Origin of the sequence: Streptomyces sp. XY431, from assembly GCF_001279805.1 — a bacterium.
GTDB lineage: Bacteria > Actinomycetota > Actinomycetes > Streptomycetales > Streptomycetaceae > Kitasatospora > Kitasatospora purpeofusca.
Genome location: NZ_LGDO01000007.1, coordinates 1 through 17,394, shown reverse-complemented (window position 1 = coordinate 17,394; position 17,394 = coordinate 1). Strand labels below are relative to the sequence as shown.

Genomic DNA, 17,394 nt, shown 5'->3' with positions numbered 1-17,394 from the left:
CCGCCGCCCTCCCCCGCGGCCCTGCCGCCCCCGAAGCCCCGCCGCCCCGCTGCCCCAGCCCCTGGAGCCGTCCCGCCATGAGCCTGTGCCCCGCCCCCCGGTCCGCCGCCCGCCCGCTCGCCCCCGGCAGCGTCGCCGTCGTCCTCGGCACCCGCCCGGAGCTGGTCAAGCTCGCCCCGCTGATCCACGAACTCGGCCCCGCCACCCGGCTGGTCCACACCGGCCAGCACTGGGACGAGGCGATGTCCGGCCGCTTCCTGCGCGACCTCGGCCTGCCCCGCCCCGAGCTGCTCACCGGCGTCGGCGGCCGCCCCCGGGCCGGCCAGATCGCCCAGTCCCTCGGCCAGCTCGACGCCGCGTTCGCCGAGGACCGCCCGGCCGCCGTCGTCGTCCAGGGCGACACCAACGCCACCCTGGCCGGCGCCCTCGCCGCCAACGCACGGGAGATCCCGCTCGTCCACGTCGAGGCCGGACTGCGCAGCTTCGACCGGGCGATGCCCGAGGAGCACAACCGGGTGATGGTCGACCACGTCTCCGACCTGCTGTGCGCCGCCACCCCCGACAACGCCGCCAACCTGCGCGCCGAGTCCCTCGACGAGGAGCGGATCGCGCTCACCGGCAACACCGTCGTCGAGGTGGTCCGCCGCTCGCTGCCCGGCCCCGAGGAGCGGGCCGGCCTGCTCGCCCGGCACGGCCTCGCCGCGGACGGCTACGTCCTCGCCACCGTGCACCGGCCGGAGAACACCGACACCGCCGAGGCGCTCGGCGCCGTCCTCGCCGAACTCGACCGGATCGCCCGGGCCGGCACACCGGTGCTGTTCCCGATGCACCCGCGCACCCGGGCCGCCGTCGAGCGCTTCGCCCTGGACGGCCTGCTCGCCCGGCTCACGGTGACCGGACCGGTCGGCTACGCCGACTTCCTGGGCCTCGCCCGGCACGCCGCGCTGCTGGTCTCCGACTCCGGCGGGGTGCAGGAGGAGTGCACCGTGCTCGGCCGCCCGCTGCTGGTCGTGCGCCGCTCCACCGAACGGCCCGAGGCCGTCGAGACCGGCTTCGCCGCGCTGGTGGCGCCCGGTGCCGAACTCGGCGCACTGGCCCGCGCCTGGCTCGCCGACACCCCGGAGCGGCTCGCCCGGCTCGCGGACACCCCCAGCCCGTACGGGGACGGCCTGGCCTCCACCCGGATCGCCGAGCTGACCGCCCGGCTCGCCCACGGGCCCGCCGCGGTGCCGCAGGCCGCCGGGGCCGCCGGGGCCGCCCGGCCGGCGGCCCTCTTGACAGCGGAATTGGTCTACTCCACCTTGTGAAGGCAAGTCTCCTCCCCCGACAGGGACTTGTGTTGTCGGTAGCTCCCGCACACAGATCCGTCGACACCCGGACGGCCCTCCCCCACGAGGACCGCCGGCCTCCCCCACCGGAGATGGAGCCATGCCACCTGCTTCACACCGGCGCCCGCGCGCCGTCCACTCGCTGCTCGCCGGCGCCACCGCCGTCGCCCTCGGCCTCGGCGGCCTGGTCCTCGCCGGCGGCGCCGGCGCCCACGCCGCCCCCACCGACGTCGAACTCGTCACCAACGGCGGCTTCGAGGACGCCAACCGCCTCAACGGCTGGACCTGCGCGGCCGGCGCGCCGGAGACCGCCACCGTCCACTCCGGCACCGGCGCGCTGCGCTCCACCCCGAGCGGCAGCGCCACCGGCGAGTGCACCCAGACCGTCACGGTCAGGCCCTCCTCGACGTACACACTGAGCAACTGGGTCCAGGGCTCGTACGTCTACCTGGGCGCCCGCGGCACCGGCGGCACCGATCCGAGCACCTGGACCCCCGGCGGCACCGGCTGGTCCAAGCTCAGCACCACCTTCACCACCGGGGCCGCGACCACCAGCGTCACCGTCTACCTGCACGGCTGGTACGGACAGCCGGCCTTCCTGGCCGACGACGTGTCCCTGCTCGGCCCGGGCGACCCCAAGCCCTCCCCCACCGCGACCAGCCCCACCCCGACCGGCACCGTCGGCCCGTCGCCCACCGACACCACCACGCCCTCCCCCACCGCCACCACGCCCCGGCCGCCGGCCAGGCACCTGCTCACCGGCTACTGGCAGAACTTCGACAACGGCGCCACCGTGCAGCGGATCAGCGACGTCCCGGCCGCGTACGACATCATCGCGGTCTCCTTCGCCGAGGCCACCGGCACGCCCGGCGGCCTGGGCTTCGCCCTGGACCCGACCCTCTCCTCCCGGCTCGGCGGCTACACCGAGGCGCAGTTCAAGGCCGACATCGCGGCCAAGAAGGCGGCCGGCAAGAAGGTGATCCTGTCGGTCGGCGGCGAGAAGGGCACGGTGTCCGTCAACAGCTCCGCCTCCGCCACCAACTTCGCCAACAGCGCCTGGTCGCTGATGCAGAGCTACGGCTTCGACGGCATCGACATCGACCTGGAGAACGGCGTCAGCTCCACCTGGATGGGCCAGGCGCTGCACACCCTGGCGGCCAGGGCGGGCTCCGGCTTCACGCTCACCATGGCGCCGCAGACCATCGACATGCAGTCGACCGGCGCGGAGTACTTCAAGCTGGCGCTGAACGTGAAGGACATCCTCACCATCGTCAATATGCAGTACTACAACTCCGGCGCGATGCTGGGCTGCGACGGGCAGGTCTACTCCCAGGGCACCGTCAACTTCCTGACCGGGCTGGCCTGCATCCAGCTCAAGGGCGGGCTGCGGCCCGACCAGGTCGGACTCGGCGTGCCCGCCTCCACCAGCGCGGCCGGCGGCGGCTACGTCAGCCCGGCCGTGGTCAACAACGCGCTGGACTGCCTGGCCGCCGGCACCAACTGCGGCAGCTTCAAGCCCGACACCAAGTGGCCCGGGATCGGCGGGGCCATGACCTGGTCGACCAACTGGGACGCCAAGGCCGGCGGCGGCATCGCCTCCACCGTCGGCTCGCACCTGCACGCGATGCCGTAACCGGCGCGCGGCCCCGCCCCGGCGGGACCGGAGGCCCGGAGGCCCGAGCCGGTCAGACTCCGGCCCGGGCCTCCGGCACGCCGGCGGGCGCCCCGCCGTGCCGGCGGCGCAGCTCGGCGGTGATCTCGGCCAGCTCCCCCTCCGGCAGCAGCGGCAGCATCATCGCGACACCCTGGAGCAGCCCGCCGAGCAGGAAGGTGGTGTCGGGGGTGGCGGCGACCAGGTCCCGAACCTCCGCCACCTCGCCGGCCGCGACCGCCTCGATCAGCCGGGCCGCGTCCACGCCGTCCTCCTCGACGAGCACCGCGCCGGTGTCGCTCGGGGCCCGCCGGGCCATCGACCGCAGCACCCGGTCGCCCACCTCGGGTGCGTAGGCCTTGCGGACCGCCTCGGCGGCGATCCAGGTGAGCAGCGTGGCCACCTCGCGCTCGACGTGCTCGTCCAGCAGCCGGTCCAGCGCGTGGTCGAACGCGAGCTGGTTGCCGTGCCGGAAGGCGAGCAACAGGGTCGCCGCGCGCGCCTTGGCCTCCTCGACCGCCTCGGCAGGCAGCTCGTCGGCCAACACCTCGGTCACCACCACCACGCCCATGCCCTCCCGTCGTCCCTCACTGTCCGGAACTCGAAGCACACCGTACACATCCGACCTGCGAAATTCCGCGAAACCGCGCGGGCAAGACCGGAATCAATTCGGGCGGAATAGGACCTCACCCGGTCCAGGATGAATATTCGCCGGAAGGGAGCAACGAATTGGGCTATTGGGACGCCCGATCAGCCGACATCCGGAAAAACGGAGGAGCCGCACCCCGCGTCGGCGGGGTGCGGCTCCTGGTGGACCGGGTGACGGCTCCGGGGAGCCGTCGGCGCGTCAGCCCTGCGGCAGCGCCGCGAGCTGGGCGGTGATCCGGGCGATGTCGGCCTCGGCGGCCTCCTGGCGGGTCCGGATCTTGGCGACCACGTCGTCCGGCGCCTTGGCGAGGAACGCCTCGTTGCCGAGCTTGCCGGCGGTCTGGGCCTTCTCCTTCTCGGCCGCGGCGAGGTCCTTGGCGAGGCGCTTGCGCTCCGCCGCGACGTCGATGGTGCCGGACAGGTCCAACGCCACGGTGGCACCGGCGACCGGCAGCGAGGCGGTGGCCGCGAAGCCCTCCTCCGGCACGGTCAGACGCAGCAGCGAGCGGATCGCGTCCTCGTGGACGGCCAGCACGGTGCCGTCCAGGTCCAGCCGGGCCGGGACCCGCTGGCCCGGCTTCAGGCCCTGGTCGGTGCGGAACCGGCGCACCTCGGTGACCACCCGCTGCAGGGTGGCGATCTCCGCCTCGGCCCCGGCGTCGCGGAACCCGCTGTCCTGCGGCCAGTCGGCGATGACCAGCGACTCGGCCCCGGTGAGCGTGGTCCACAGCGTCTCGGTGACGAAGGGCACGATCGGGTGGAGCAGCCGCAGCGTGATGTCGAGGACCTCGCCGAGGACCCGGCGCGCGGCGTCGGCCTGCGGGCCGCCCTTGGCCAGGGTGGTCTTGGAGAGCTCCACGTACCAGTCGAAGACCTCGTCCCAGGCGAAGTGGTACAGCGCCTCGGAGAGCTTCGAGAACTGGTAGTCGTCGTACAGCGCGTCCACCTCGGCGACCGTGCTGTTCAGACGCGACAGGATCCAGCGGTCCGCCGCCGTCAGCTCCTCCGGCGCGGGCAGCGGGCCCTCGACGGTGGCGCCGTTCATCAGCGCGAACCGGGTCGCGTTCCAGATCTTGTTGGCGAAGTTGCGGGCCGCCTGGACCCAGTCCTCGCCGATCGGGACGTCGACACCCGGGTTGGCGCCGCGGGCCAGCGTGAACCGCAGCGCGTCCGAGCCGTACTTGTCCATCCAGTCCAGCGGGTTGACCACGTTGCCGAAGGACTTCGACATCTTCTTGCCGTTCTGGTCACGGACCATGCCGTGCAGCGCGATGGTGTGGAACGGCGGGGTGCCGTCCATCGCGTAGAGCCCGAACATCATCATCCGGGCGACCCAGAAGAACAGGATGTCGTAGCCGGTGACCAGGACGGAGTTCGGGTAGAACTTCGCCAGGCTCTCGGTCTGCTCCGGCCAGCCGAGCGTGGAGAACGGCCACAGGCCCGAGGAGAACCAGGTGTCCAGGACGTCGGTGTCCTGGTGCCAGCCCTCGCCGGCCGGCGGCTGCTCGTCCGGGCCGACGCAGACGATCTCGCCGTTCGGGCCGTACCAGACCGGGATCCGGTGGCCCCACCACAGCTGGCGCGAGATGCACCAGTCGTGCAGGTTGTCCACCCAGTCGAAGTAGCGCTTCTCCATCTCCTGCGGGTGGATCTTGACCCGGCCGTCCCGGACGGCGTCGCCGGCCGCCTGCGCCAGCGGGCCGACCTTGACCCACCACTGCATCGACAGCCGCGGCTCGATGGTGGTCTTGCAGCGCGAGCAGTGGCCCACCGAGTGGACGTACGGGCGCTTCTCGGCGACGATCCGGCCCTCGGCGCGCAGCGCGGCGACGATCGCCGAGCGGGCCTCCAGCCGGTCCAGGCCCAGGAACGGGCCGTGCGCGGTGATCACCGCGTGCTCGTCCATCACCGCGATGTTCGGCAGGCCGTGGCGCTGGCCGATCTCGAAGTCGTTCGGGTCGTGGGCCGGGGTCACCTTGACGGCGCCGGTGCCGAACTCCGGGTCGACGTGCTCGTCGGCGACGATCGGGATCCGGCGGCCGGTGAGCGGCAGCTCGATCTCGGTGCCGACCAGGTGCCGGTAGCGCTCGTCGTCCGGGTGGACGGCGACCGCGGTGTCACCGAGCATCGTCTCGGCCCGGGTGGTGGCGACGACGATGGAGTCCTCGCCCTCGCCGTAGCGGATCGAGACCAGCTCGCCGTCGTCGTCCTGGTACTCCACCTCGATGTCCGAGATGGCGGTCAGACAGCGCGGGCACCAGTTGATGATGCGCTCGGCCCGGTAGATCAGCTCGTCGTCGAAGAGCTTCTTGAAGATGGTCTGGACGGCCTGCGACAGGCCCTCGTCCATGGTGAAGCGCTCGCGCGACCAGTCGACGCCGTCGCCGAGCCGGCGCATCTGGCCGGAGATCTGGCCGCCGGACTCCGCCTTCCACTTCCAGACCCGCTCGACGAACTCCTCGCGGCCCAGGTCGTGGCGGGACTTGCCCTCCTTGGCCAGCTCGCGCTCGACCACGTTCTGGGTGGCGATGCCGGCGTGGTCCATACCGGGCTGCCACAGCGCCTCGAACCCCTGCATCCGCTTGCGGCGGACCAGGGCGTCGATCAGCGTGTGCTCGAAGGCGTGGCCCAGGTGCAGCGAGCCGGTGACGTTCGGCGGGGGGATGACGATGGTGAACGGGGGCTTGTCGCTCGTGGCGTCGGCGGTGAAGTAACCGCGCTCTACCCAGCGCTCGTACAGCTCGCCCTCTACGTCCGCCGGAGCGTAGGTCGTCGGGAGGGTGGCTGCGTCGTCCCCTGCGGGCGTGCTCGCGGGGCGCTGGTTCGTGGTGTCGGTCACGACGGACAGTTTACGTACCCCGGGAACCCGGTTACGAACGCCTTTCACCCCCCGGACTCCCGGCCCGGCCCGGAAGGGCGCGCACGCAAGGGCCCCGGTGCCGCCACGAGGGCGGTACCGGGGCCCCGGTCCCGGCCCGGGAAGACCGGGCCGGAGAGGTCTCGGGCGGGGCTCAGGCGCTCTTGTCGCGCCGCTCCCGCTTGATCATGTCGCGCGGCACCAGGGTCGGGATGGCGTGCTTGGAGACGACGTCCCCGGTCACCACCACCCGGGCGACGTCCTGACGCGAGGGGACCTCGTACATCACGGACATCAGCACCTCCTCCATGATGGCCCGCAGACCGCGCGCGCCGGTGCCGCGCAGGATCGCCTGGTCCGCGATGGCCTCCAGCGCGTCCCGGGAGAACTCCAGCTCCACACCGTCGAGTTCGAAGAGCTTGCGGTACTGCTTGACCAGCGCGTTCTTCGGCTCGGTGAGGATCTGCAGCAGCGCCTCGCGGTCGAGGTTGTGCACGCTGGTGATCACCGGGAGACGGCCGATGAACTCGGGGATCATGCCGAACTTGACCAGGTCCTCCGGCATCACCTGACGGAAGTGGTCGCTGGCGTCCTGCTCCCGCTTCGAGCGGATGTTCGCCCCGAAGCCGATGCCCTTGGCACCCGCCCGGCCCTCGATGATCCGCTCCAGACCCGCGAACGCGCCGCCCACGATGAACAGCACATTGGTGGTGTCGATCTGGATGAACTCCTGGTGCGGGTGCTTGCGCCCGCCCTGCGGCGGCACCGAGGCGGTGGTGCCCTCCAGGATCTTCAGCAGCGCCTGCTGCACACCCTCGCCGGAGACGTCCCGGGTGATCGACGGGTTCTCGCTCTTACGGGCGACCTTGTCGATCTCGTCGATGTAGATGATCCCGGTCTCGGCCTTCTTGACGTCGTAGTCCGCCGCCTGGATCAGCTTGAGCAGGATGTTCTCGACGTCCTCGCCGACGTAGCCGGCCTCGGTCAGCGCGGTGGCGTCCGCGATCGCGAACGGCACGTTCAGCATCCGGGCCAGGGTCTGCGCCAGCAGCGTCTTTCCGGAGCCGGTCGGACCGAGCAGCAGGATGTTGGACTTCGCCAGCTCGATGGCGTCCTCGCGGCCGTTCCCGCCGCTGCGCCCGGCCTCACCGGCCTGCACCCGCTTGTAGTGGTTGTAGACCGCGACCGACAGCGCCTTCTTGGCGAGGTCCTGGCCGACCACGTACTGGTCGAGGAACTCGTAGATCTCGCGGGGCTTCGGCAGCTCCTCGAAGCGCACCTCGGAGGTCTCGGCGAGCTCCTCCTCGATGATCTCGTTGCACAGGTCGATGCACTCGTCGCAGATGTACACGCCTGGGCCGGCGATCAGCTTCTTCACCTGCTTCTGCGACTTGCCGCAGAACGAGCACTTGAGCAGGTCGCCACCGTCTCCGATGCGTGCCACGAGGTGCTTCCCCTTCGCCAGGGGCCCCGCGGGGTTTCCGGGGCCTGGTGCTGTGGACCGAAGACGCCGACGGCGATCGGTCTCGCTGTCCGACGGTACTCTGCCGAGCCGTCGATTCCGCCCTCTTCGCCGGGTCTGCCCTACGCCCTGGGCGAATTGATACCGAACAGATGCCGTCGGAGGAGCCGCCGGTGCGCCGGAGGCGGGGCGCGCGAACCGATCGCGCGCCCCGCCCCGGCCCCCGCGGCCCGAGGACGGCGCCGCGGGGGGTGCTGGCCTCAGGAGGTCAGCGAGGCCTTGCGGGTCGAGATGACCAGGTCCACCAGACCGTACTCGACGGCCTCCTCGGCGGTGAGGATCTTGTCGCGCTCGATGTCGTCGCGGACCTCCTCGACCGACTTGTTGGAGTGCTTCGACAGCATCTCCTCCAGCTGCTCGCGCATCCGGAAGATCTCGCGGGCCTGGATCTCCAGGTCCGAGACCTGGCCGCGGCCGGTCTCGGTGTAGGGCTGGTGGATCAGGATGCGGGCGTTCGGCAGCGCCATCCGCTTGCCGGGGGTGCCCGCCGCCAGCAGCACGGCCGCCGCCGAGGCCGCCTGGCCCATGCAGACGGTGGTGATGTCGGGCTTGACGTACTGCATGGTGTCGTAGATGGCCGTCAGGGCCGTGAACGAGCCGCCGGGCGAGTTGATGTACATCTGGATCTCGCGGTCCGGGTCCATCGACTCCAGGCACAGCAGCTGCGCCATGATGTCGTTGGCCGAGACGTCGTCCACCTGGGAGCCGAGGAAGATGATGCGCTCCTCGAACAGCTTGGCGTACGGGTCGTACTCGCGGATGCCCTGGGAGGTGCGCTCGACGAAGCGCGGGACGATGTAGCGGCCCTCCGCTCGCATGTCCTCGACGCGGGCCTTGGCGGCCGACAGGCTGGGGATGTTCATGGGTGTTCTGGTCCTCCGGAGCGTTGTGGCTGTGGTCTCGTGGGCCCGGGGCGGGGCTCAGGCGCCGGTGCCGCCGCCGCCGGGGACGTCCGCGGCACTGTGCATGATCGCGTCGATCAGGCCGTAGTCCAGGGCCTCCTCCGGGGTGAACCAGCGGTCACGGTCGGAGTCCTGGGTGATCTGCTCGAAGGACTGGCCGCTGTGGAAGGCGATCAGCTCCGACATCCGCTTCTTGGTGCGCAGCAGCTGCTCGGCCTGGATCCGGATGTCCGTGGCCGAACCGCCGAGGCCGGCGGACGGCTGGTGCATCAGGATGTTGGCGTTCGGCAGCGAGAAGCGCTTGCCCTTGGCGCCCGCGGTCAGCAGGAACTGACCCATCGAGGCCGCCATGCCCATCGCGATCGTGACGACGTCGTTCTTGATGTACTGCATGGTGTCGTAGATCGCCATGCCGGCCGAGATCGAGCCGCCCGGAGAGTTGATGTAGAGGAAGATGTCCTTGTCCGGGTCCGCGGCCAGCAGCAGCAGCTGAGCGGTGATCTTGTTGGCGATGTCGTCGTCGACCTGCTGACCGAGGAAGATGATCCGCTCGTTGAGCAGCCGGTTGTAGACCTGGTCGCCGAGGCCGCCGAGCACGTCACCAGCGGCGGCGTGCGGCGCCATCGGGCCGGGCATCTGCATCTGCGGGTACGTCACTTAGCCACCTGCTCAGTCGATTTGGACGGTCGCTCCACGGCCGTCACGGTGTCGCACAGCTTCCGGGTATCACGTCGTGATTGTTGCTGTCCATGGACCCTAACGCGCAGGCCGGGCCGCAGAATCCCTCACGCAGAACTGTTCGCTGTGAGCGCAGGGTTCACGGCGGAACACAACGCAGCGGGCCCGGACACCGTACGGCGTCCGGGCCCGCTGTCGGACCTCGGGGCGAGCGAGGCTACCGGGGCGATCAGGCCTCGGTCTTCTCCTCGGCCTCGGCCTCGGCGGCCGGGGCCTCGACGGTCTCGGCCGACTCGTCGGCCTCGTCGTCGTCGAAGTTGACCTCGTTGCCCTCGGTGTCGACGACCTTGGCGGCCTCGACCACGGTGGCCAGCGCCTTGCCGCGGGCGACCTCGCCGACCAGCAGCGGAACCTGGCCGCCCTGGACGACCTGCTGGGCGAACTGGTCCGGGGTGAGACCCGAGCCGGCGGCGCGACGGATGAGGTGCTCGGTCAGCTCCTCCTGGGAGACGTTGAGCTCCTCGTCGGCGACGATCTGGTCCAGGACGAACTGGGTCTTGATGCCCTTCTTCGCCTGCTCCTCGGTCTCCGCCAGGAACTCCTCCTCCGACTTGCCCTGGGTCTCCAGGTAAGCCGCCAGCGTGAGGCCCATCGGCTCCAGCTGGTGGTGCTCCAGGTTGTGCTTGCGGGTCTCGATCTCGTCCTTGAGGAGCTTCTCCGGGAACTCGATCTCGACCAGGCCGAGCAGCGCGTCCAGCACCTTCTCCTGGGCCTGGGTGGCCTGGTCGTACTCCTTCATGCGCTCGAGGCGCTTGCGGGAGTCGGCCTTCAGGTCCTCCAGGGTGTCGAACTCGCTCGCCAGCTGGGCGAACTCGTCGTCCAGCTCCGGCAGCTCCTTCTCCTGGACCGCGGTGACCTTGACGGTGACCTCGGAGGTCTGGCCGGCCTGGGTGCCGCCCTTGAGCTCGGTGGTGAAGGTCGCGGTGCCACCGGCCTCCAGGCCGACGACGGCCTCGTCGATGCCGTCGATCAGACGGCCCGAGCCGATCTCGTAGCTGACGCCGGACGCGGTGCCGTCCTCCGGCACCTCGCCGTCGACCTTGGCCTCGAGGTCGAGGACCACGGTGTCACCGGCGGCCGCGGCGCGCTCGACGTCCTTGACCGAGGAGAAGCGCTCGCGCAGCTGCTCCAGGGACTTGTCGATGTCCTCGTCCGAGACCACGATCGGGTCGACGGTGACCTCGATGGCCGAGAAGTCCGGGAGAGTGATCTCCGGACGGATGTCCACCTCGGCGGTGAACTTCAGGTCGCCGCCATCGGCGATCTTCTCGACACCCTCGATGTTGGTGATGTCGGGCTGTCCGAGGACCTCGATCTTGCCCTCGTCGACGGCCTGCGTGTAGAAGCGCGGCAGGGCGTCGTTGACGGCCTCCTCCAGCACGGCACCACGGCCGAAGCGCTGGTCGATGACCCGGTTCGGGATCTTGCCCTTACGGAAGCCCGGGACCGAGACCTGCTGGTTGATCTTCTTGTACGCCGCGTCGAGGCTGGGCTTGAGCTCCTCGAAGGGCACCTCGACGGTGAGTCGAACCCGGGTCGGGTTCAGAGTCTCGACGGCGCTCTTCACGGTTGGGTCTCCTATGGGGCTTGCGGTCGGGTTGCCTGCACCCTCCCCGGACGGCCGGCCGGAGCCGGTTCGGTCGAGTCGGGCGAGACGGGCGATGGGCGGTTGGAGCTGCATCTCCCGTGGGGGGTGGACGGTGAGCGTGACTCCTCGCCCTCGTGCGGTCGGCCTGGGTTGACGCCACAGGGACTACCGCCAGCGCCCCATCCTACCGGTACCACGAAAGGCGGACGCCAGGGCGCTGCCGTCAGCGGCCCTTCGGGGCCGTTCCGGGGTGTTTCCGGCCTGTTCGCGGGCGATCGGGGAGGCGGCCGCGCCCGGGGGCGCGCGCCCCGGGTGTGGCGTGCGGCACTCTTTCCGGTGAGCGCTCCGCACGGCACGACGGGACACCGCGGGGACGGACGGGAAAGGGCCGGGTCGGGTCCGGTCGGGCACCAACGACAACAGGGCCCCGCCGTGGGCGAGACCCTGCGCACTCTGTCGGGGTGGCCGGATTCGAACCGACGGCCTTCCGCTCCCAAAGCGGACGCGCTACCAAACTGCGCCACACCCCGTGGTGCCGAGAGGAAGCGTACACGCCGGGCCCTGCCGGATCGGCGAGATATTCCGAGGCCCTCACGGGAATGGGGTGTGCGCGCAGCCGACCGGACCAGGTACGCTGTTCCCGACCTTCCGTCCGGTGACGGCCGGGGGATCGCGCGGGCGTAGCTCAATGGTAGAGCCCTAGTCTTCCAAACTAGTCACGCGAGTTCGATTCTCGTCGCCCGCTCCACAGAACGGCCCCGAGGGATGCTGAGCATCCGTCGGGGCCGTTCGCATGTCGGGGGCCGGCCGGTGCGGGCGGTTCAGAGGCCGAGCCGGGCGGCGCGGGCGGCGGCCCGCTCCAGCAGCCGGTGCACGTCGGACTGGCGGGTGGAGGGTCGGTCGTTGAACTCGTCCGGGGAGCTGACCCGGCGGCCGGTGGTGTGCAGCACCTCCATCAGCTGGACCCGGGCGGTGCGGACGGTGGCCGGGGTGCCGTAGCCGTGGGCGAGCACCGCGGCCTGGGCGCCGAGCAGGCAGACCCGGCCGGCCCCGTCCCACATCGCGCCCTGCAGCCATCCGTGCGCCGTGATGTAGCGGGAGGCGAGGCCGAGGTGCTCGGCGGCGGTCACCGGCACCGGCCGGGCCGGGCGGCGCAGCGCGCGGTCGAGCAGGGTGGCGCGGGGCGGGGCGTGGTCGGCGTACCAGGGCCGGAGCACCGAGCCGAACGGGCAGACGTACGGCCCGCCGTGGGGCGGGAGGTAGGGCGCCGGGGTGCGCGCCGGGGCGGGCAGCGAGGCCAGGTACGCCTCGATCTCGGCGACCAGGCCCGAGGCGTCCGGGGTGAGCAGCGGTGCCGGCGGGGGTTTCGGGGCGGTGCGGGGCATGCGGGGTTCTCCAGGCGGTGCCAGTGGTGTCCGCTACCCAAAGTGGGGCATCAGTGACATTCCCGCGACCGGAGCGCGGGGTCCGCAGGGCCGGGCCCGCCCGGACCGGGCCGGTCCCGGCCCCGGCGGGTCCGGGCAGTTTCCCGGCGGGCCTCCGGGCCGATAGCCTCGGCGGCGTTCGAGAGCAGTTCGACGGGCAGACGACAGTTCGAGACGATTCGAAGCCCCGAGCCTAGGAGTCCCCGTGCGCCCGCAGGACCGACTGGCCGTCATACAGCGCTGCGTGGTCCGGGAGATGGCACGGCTCGGGCAGGTGTTCACCGCCGACGGCGAGGTGGTGCGCGGTCCCGGCACCACGGCGGTGGCCGTGCGCGAGCACCAGGACGGCGAGGGCCCCGGGCACGTCGACCTCGGCTGGGTGCTGGAGCTCGGCCGGGCGGACGCGCCGGTGGTGTGGGACTGCACGGCGGGCCTCGGCAAGACCGAGGAGGAGAAGCTCGACAACGCGGTGCGGATGTGGGCGACCACCACGGCGAGCGCGCTGGTCGAGCTGCAGGAGGGCCGCGGCGCTCACGGCGACCACGCCGACCACCCCGAACTGCCGGGCTGGCACGCCGTCCAGGGGCCGGCGGCGGTGTTCGGGTTCGGCAACGAGCGGCTGGCCGCCTGGCTGGCCGGGAACCGGGTGGTGCCGGCGCTGGCGCCCGCGCTGCTGGCGGAGCTGGCCGGGCCGGGCGGGCGGCGGCCGCACGGGGTGAAGCTGTTCCTCGGCGGCCGCGCGGGGGACGACGTGGCCGAGGTCCGGGTCGACGGCGAGGTCAGCGAGGCGGCCTCGGCGGCGCTGCGCGCGCTGGACTGGCCGCGCGGCGAACGGCTCTGCTGGGCGCGGCTGTTCGTCCTGCTGACGGCCCACGGGGAGCCGTCGGCCCGGCCGGCGGCCGCCGCTGGGGCCGACCCGGCCCGGCCGGCGGCCGTGGCGGCGGCACGCCCGCAGGGCCTGTTCGCCCGGTGGCGGCAGGCGAGACGCGCGGACCGGTGAACGGTTCGCCGGCCGCGGAGGGCCGGCGGGCCGCAGGTCAGCTGGCGATGCCGGAGATGGACTTGGCGACCTGGCTCAGGAAGTCCTGGATCGGCTTGGCGGCCGTGCTCTGGTTGAGCATGAAGCCGAACAGGGCGGCCAGGATGAAGTGCCCGGTCTTGAGCTGCTTCTGGCGGATGAAGATGAAGCAGACGATGCCGAACAGGACCAGCGCGGAGACGGAGAGTGCCACCCGGACTCACTTCCTCGTTTCATAGCGGGGCGCCACCGGCTGACGACCCCTGTGAAGCCGGACCCCGGCCTGTCCGACGGTCCCGAGGCGGAACAGCAGTTCGTCCGGCACGTCGAAGCCGGAGGGAGGGCCGCCCGACACGGCCGCACGGTGTCCGTCGTGCCGCATGTGACGCCCCCCATCCCCCGAATCCTGAACAGTCCCGCCCGGACTCAGTGTGGTCGACCATGCCGATTGCGTAAAGGTCTGACTGTCTGTCGAACGCCGACATCCTGCGATGCGAGACGAGTTTCCGCCGACCGGGACGATAGTCGAGACATCCTGACGATTCGTCGGCGGGGTGCCGCTGAGCGGCCGGGAAACGTTCGGCGGCCCCGACCGGAACCGGCAGGTCCGCTCCGCCTCCGGAGCAACGGAATTGGCCGAAGATCAGCTCCGGGGGTTGACAGCAGCTGCCTTTGGCACGTGCCACCGTCCAAAGGTCCCGGCCGGGGCCGATAGGGGTTGTCCGACAAGCCCTGGGGCGCTCAGTCGCGCCAGAGCAGCAGCACCGCGCGGTCGTCGTTGATGTCCCGGGCGACCGTCTCGATCAGTCGGGACGCCGAGCCGCCGCCGGCACCCGGGCCGCCGCCCGGCACCAGCCGGTCCGCCTCGCCCATCAACCGGTCCATGCCCTCGGAGAGGTCCCGGCCGGGCGCCTCGACCATGCCGTCGGTGCACAGCATCAGGACGTCGCCGCGGTTCAGCCGCCCCCGCACGCCCTCGAACTTGGCGCCGTCGTAGATGCCCAGCGCCGGGCCCTCCAGGGCCTCCTTGGTCTCCCAGCGGCCGGCGCCCGCGAGCCGCTGCATCCCCGGCAGGTGGCCGGCCGAGAGCAGTTCGTACTCGCCGCTGTCCAGGTCGAGCACCAGGTGCACGGCCGTCGCGAAGCCCTCCTCCCAGGACTGCCGCAGCAGATAGCCGTTGGCGGCCGGGAGGAAGTCGTGCGCGGGCAGCGAGCCGAGCAGTCCGCCGAACGCGCCGGAGAGCAGCAGCGCCCGGGAGCCCGCGTCCATGCCCTTGCCGGAGACGTCCGCGAGGACCACCTCCAGCACCCGCCGGCCCGGGCCGGTGCGGTCGGCGACCACGAAGTCGCCGGAGAACGACTGCCCGCCGGCCGGGCGCAGCGCCATGTCGGCGTGCCATCCCTCCGGCAGCCGGGGCACCCGGCTCTGCACCCGCAGCCGCTCGCGCAGGTCGAACAGCATCGTCGAGCCGCCCCACCAGGGCACGCCGACCCGGCTGCGGAACTGGGCCAGCAGCAGGCCGCCGACCCCGGCCGCGCCGACCACCAGGGCGGCGCCGGGGGTGACCCCGTAGGTGTAGGCCTCGGGATGGTCGCTGGCGACCCGCTGGCCGGTGTGGATGACCGACTCGGCGGACAGCCCGAGCGCGGCGAGCGCGTACAGCACCACCAGCGAGCCGGGGCGCAGCAGCAGGGCGGCCGCCAGGATCGGCAGGACCAGCGCGGTGGGCGGGGCCCAGGCGGGCCAGCGGACGTTGAGCACGATCAGCAGCGGCACCAGCAGGGCCAGGGCGCAGAGCACCGGCCAGTCGGCGGCGCCGCCGCGGAACCAGTCGACGGCGGCAGTGCGCAGCCTTCGGCGGACCCGGCGGAGCCTCTTGCGCAACCGGGCCGTCACGGGGTCGGACGCCGGTACGGCGCCGGGCCTCGTCGCAGTCGTCTGGGGCGGTGTGCCCGGCGGTCTGCCAGCCATGGGGACCGACCATATCCAGCGCTCCCGGTCGGCGTCGACGGCCGGGGCGGTGGCGGTGTCCCACTGGCGCGGGCGTGTCAGCGGGTTTCGGCCGATTGCGGCGGGCGCCGTCCGGAGCGTCAGGAGGCGTACGGGCACGGGGCGTACGAACCGCCGGGGCGGCGCACGCGGCCCGCGCGCGGGCGGTCCGACGGGGCGGGCGCCGCGGTGCGCGCTGTGGCCGATCACACAGCGATCACACGACGATCACACAGGTGCCGTTCAGCTGCCGTCCAGCTGCCGTACGGCCGGTTCCGACCGCTCCGCGGGCCCCGGCGGGCGCCACCGGGCCCGCCGCCACCGGGCCCGGGAACGCGACGACCGGCCGCGCCGTCGGGGCGCGGCCGGTCGTGGGAGGCCGGAACGGGCGGGAGGGTCAGCCCTCCTGCTGCGGGTGGTGGGCCGGGATCGGCGGGAGCTCGCCGGTGGTCTCGTACACGCTCAGCATGTCGATCCGGCGGGTGTGCCGCTCGTCGCCGCTGTACGGGGTGCTGAGGAAGATCTCGACGAACTTGGTCGCCTCCTCCTCGGTGTGCATCCGGCCGCCGATGGAGATCACGTTGGCGTTGTTGTGCTCGCGGCCGAGCGCGGCGGTCTGCTCGCTCCAGGCCAGCGCGGCGCGGACGCCCCTGACCTTGTTGGCGGCGATCGCCTCGCCGTTGCCCGAGCCGCCGATCACGATGCCCAGCGCCTGCGGGTCCGAGGCGGTGCGCTCGGCGGCCCGCAGGCAGAACGGCGGATAGTCGTCGAGGGCGTCGTAGATGTGCGGCCCGCAGTCGACCGGCTCGTGGCCGGCCTCCTTCAGCCACTCCACGAGGTGGTTCTTCAGTTCGTATCCGGCATGGTCGGAGCCCAGGTACACGCGCATGCCCATGAGTGTGGCATGCGCCCGGACCCGGGCTCCGCAGGGGGCCGGTGAGCCCCGGTCACGAATATCAGCGGCGGCCGAGCAGCTTCCAGGCGAGCGGGAGGGCGCCGGCCGCGAGGGCGGCCTTCAGGGCGTCGCCGACCAGGTACGGGTAGAGGCCGAGCTCGGCGGCGCGGGCCAGCGGCACGTCGAGCGCGAACGCCAGGTAGGGCACCCCGACGGCGTAGACGGCGAGGCTGCCGAGGACCATGGCGGCGGCGGTGCGCACCGGGGAGCGGTCGGCGCCGCGCCGGGCCAGGGCGCCGACCAGGCCGGCCGCCAGCACGAAGCCGATCACATAGCCGAACGAGGCCATCGACCAGCCGGAGGCGGCCTCGGCGAACCACGGCAGGCCCGCCGCCCCGGCGAGCAGGTAGAGGCCGAGCGAGGCGACGCCGCGGCGGGCGCCGAGCGCGGTGCCGACCAGCAGGGCGGCGAAGGTCTGGCCGGTCACCGGCACCGGGGAGCCGGGGACGTTCACCGACAGCTGGGCGGCCAGGCCGGTGAGGGCGGCGCCCCCGGCGACCAGGGCGAGGTCCCGGGCCTGGGTGCCGAGGCGGGTGCCGGCGGCGGGCAGCAGGTCGGCCAGGACGGCGCGGCTGGGGACGGGGGTGCTGGCGGTGGCCATCGGGCTTCTCCTCGGCACGGTGCGGATCCGGACGGCCGCGGGGGCCGGCGGACGGAGTGAGTGATCACTCCGAACCTACGCGTCGATCACTCCGGCGACCGTCATGGATCCGGACAAACCCCCGGGCCCCGTCCTTGTCGGGTCCCGCCCCCGCCCGCCGCCCGCTCCTGACC

At 72.3% G+C, this 17,394-nt stretch carries 14 protein-coding genes and 2 tRNA genes; 4 read left to right on the top strand and 12 right to left on the bottom strand.

What is annotated here, in order from left to right; genetic code table 11:
- Positions 1–77 precede the first annotated feature (77 nt).
- Positions 78–1,307 carry a non-hydrolyzing UDP-N-acetylglucosamine 2-epimerase gene (gene wecB / locus ADK60_RS01830; protein WP_079007969.1) on the top strand — a complete coding sequence of 410 codons (1,230 nt, stop codon included), beginning with the start codon at positions 78–80 and terminating at the stop codon, positions 1,305–1,307.
- 121 nt (positions 1,308–1,428) lie between these two features.
- Positions 1,429–2,961 carry a chitinase gene (locus ADK60_RS01825; protein WP_053642624.1) on the top strand — a complete coding sequence of 511 codons (1,533 nt, stop codon included), beginning with the start codon at positions 1,429–1,431 and terminating at the stop codon, positions 2,959–2,961.
- A 52-nt stretch (positions 2,962–3,013) separates the two neighbouring features.
- Here the strand turns inward: ADK60_RS01825 and ADK60_RS01820 are convergent, their stop codons facing one another.
- From ADK60_RS01820 to ADK60_RS01790, 7 genes are all read right to left on the bottom strand, one after another.
- Positions 3,014–3,589: a hypothetical protein gene (locus ADK60_RS01820; RefSeq protein ID WP_159400257.1), complete on the bottom strand. Its 576-nt coding sequence runs from the start codon at positions 3,587–3,589 to the stop codon at positions 3,014–3,016.
- Between the two features lie 237 nt (positions 3,590–3,826).
- Positions 3,827–6,466, bottom strand: a complete 2,640-nt coding sequence (locus ADK60_RS01815; RefSeq protein WP_053642620.1) for a valine--tRNA ligase — start codon at positions 6,464–6,466, stop codon at positions 3,827–3,829.
- A gap of 172 nt (positions 6,467–6,638) precedes the next feature.
- Complete coding sequence (gene clpX, locus ADK60_RS01810) at positions 6,639–7,928, bottom strand: ATP-dependent Clp protease ATP-binding subunit ClpX (RefSeq protein ID WP_030397392.1); 1,290 nt, start codon at positions 7,926–7,928, stop codon at positions 6,639–6,641.
- Positions 7,929–8,206: 278 nt separating this feature from the next.
- Positions 8,207–8,869, bottom strand: a complete 663-nt coding sequence (locus tag ADK60_RS01805) for an ATP-dependent Clp protease proteolytic subunit (protein ID WP_045941984.1) — start codon at positions 8,867–8,869, stop codon at positions 8,207–8,209.
- A gap of 57 nt (positions 8,870–8,926) precedes the next feature.
- Positions 8,927–9,544, bottom strand: a complete 618-nt coding sequence (locus ADK60_RS01800) for an ATP-dependent Clp protease proteolytic subunit (protein WP_045941987.1) — start codon at positions 9,542–9,544, stop codon at positions 8,927–8,929.
- Between the two features lie 271 nt (positions 9,545–9,815).
- Positions 9,816–11,213: a trigger factor gene (tig, locus tag ADK60_RS01795; protein ID WP_053642619.1), complete on the bottom strand. Its 1,398-nt coding sequence runs from the start codon at positions 11,211–11,213 to the stop codon at positions 9,816–9,818.
- A gap of 477 nt (positions 11,214–11,690) precedes the next feature.
- A tRNA-Pro gene (locus ADK60_RS01790) sits at positions 11,691–11,764 on the bottom strand.
- A 144-nt stretch (positions 11,765–11,908) separates the two neighbouring features.
- Here ADK60_RS01790 and ADK60_RS01785 point away from each other — a divergent pair.
- Positions 11,909–11,982, top strand: a tRNA-Gly gene (locus tag ADK60_RS01785).
- 73 nt (positions 11,983–12,055) lie between these two features.
- Here the strand turns inward: ADK60_RS01785 and ADK60_RS01780 are convergent.
- Positions 12,056–12,619, bottom strand: a complete 564-nt coding sequence (locus ADK60_RS01780) for a DUF6197 family protein (protein WP_045941982.1) — start codon at positions 12,617–12,619, stop codon at positions 12,056–12,058.
- Positions 12,620–12,863: 244 nt separating this feature from the next.
- Here ADK60_RS01780 and ADK60_RS01775 point away from each other — a divergent pair, with 244 nt between their 5' ends.
- Entirely contained in the window at positions 12,864–13,658 is a 795-nt protein-coding gene (locus ADK60_RS01775; protein ID WP_053642617.1) for a DUF6348 family protein, read from the top strand.
- Positions 13,659–13,695: 37 nt separating this feature from the next.
- Here the strand turns inward: ADK60_RS01775 and ADK60_RS01770 are convergent, their stop codons facing one another.
- The 4 genes from ADK60_RS01770 to ADK60_RS01755 form a co-directional block, all read right to left on the bottom strand.
- The gene (locus ADK60_RS01770; RefSeq protein WP_030397386.1) at positions 13,696–13,890 is read right to left on the bottom strand and encodes a hypothetical protein; all 195 of its coding nucleotides are present in this window, start codon (positions 13,888–13,890) and stop codon (positions 13,696–13,698) included.
- Between the two features lie 527 nt (positions 13,891–14,417).
- On the bottom strand, positions 14,418–15,560 hold the full coding sequence (locus tag ADK60_RS01765) for a PP2C family protein-serine/threonine phosphatase (RefSeq protein ID WP_045941980.1): 1,143 nt from the start codon (positions 15,558–15,560) through the stop codon (positions 14,418–14,420).
- 502 nt (positions 15,561–16,062) lie between these two features.
- Positions 16,063–16,554, bottom strand: coding sequence for a ribose-5-phosphate isomerase (locus ADK60_RS01760; protein ID WP_045941979.1), 492 nt, complete (start codon positions 16,552–16,554; stop codon positions 16,063–16,065).
- Between the two features lie 67 nt (positions 16,555–16,621).
- The gene (locus ADK60_RS01755) at positions 16,622–17,221 is read right to left on the bottom strand and encodes a biotin transporter BioY (RefSeq protein ID WP_053642615.1); all 600 of its coding nucleotides are present in this window, start codon (positions 17,219–17,221) and stop codon (positions 16,622–16,624) included.
- Positions 17,222–17,394 lie beyond the last annotated feature (173 nt).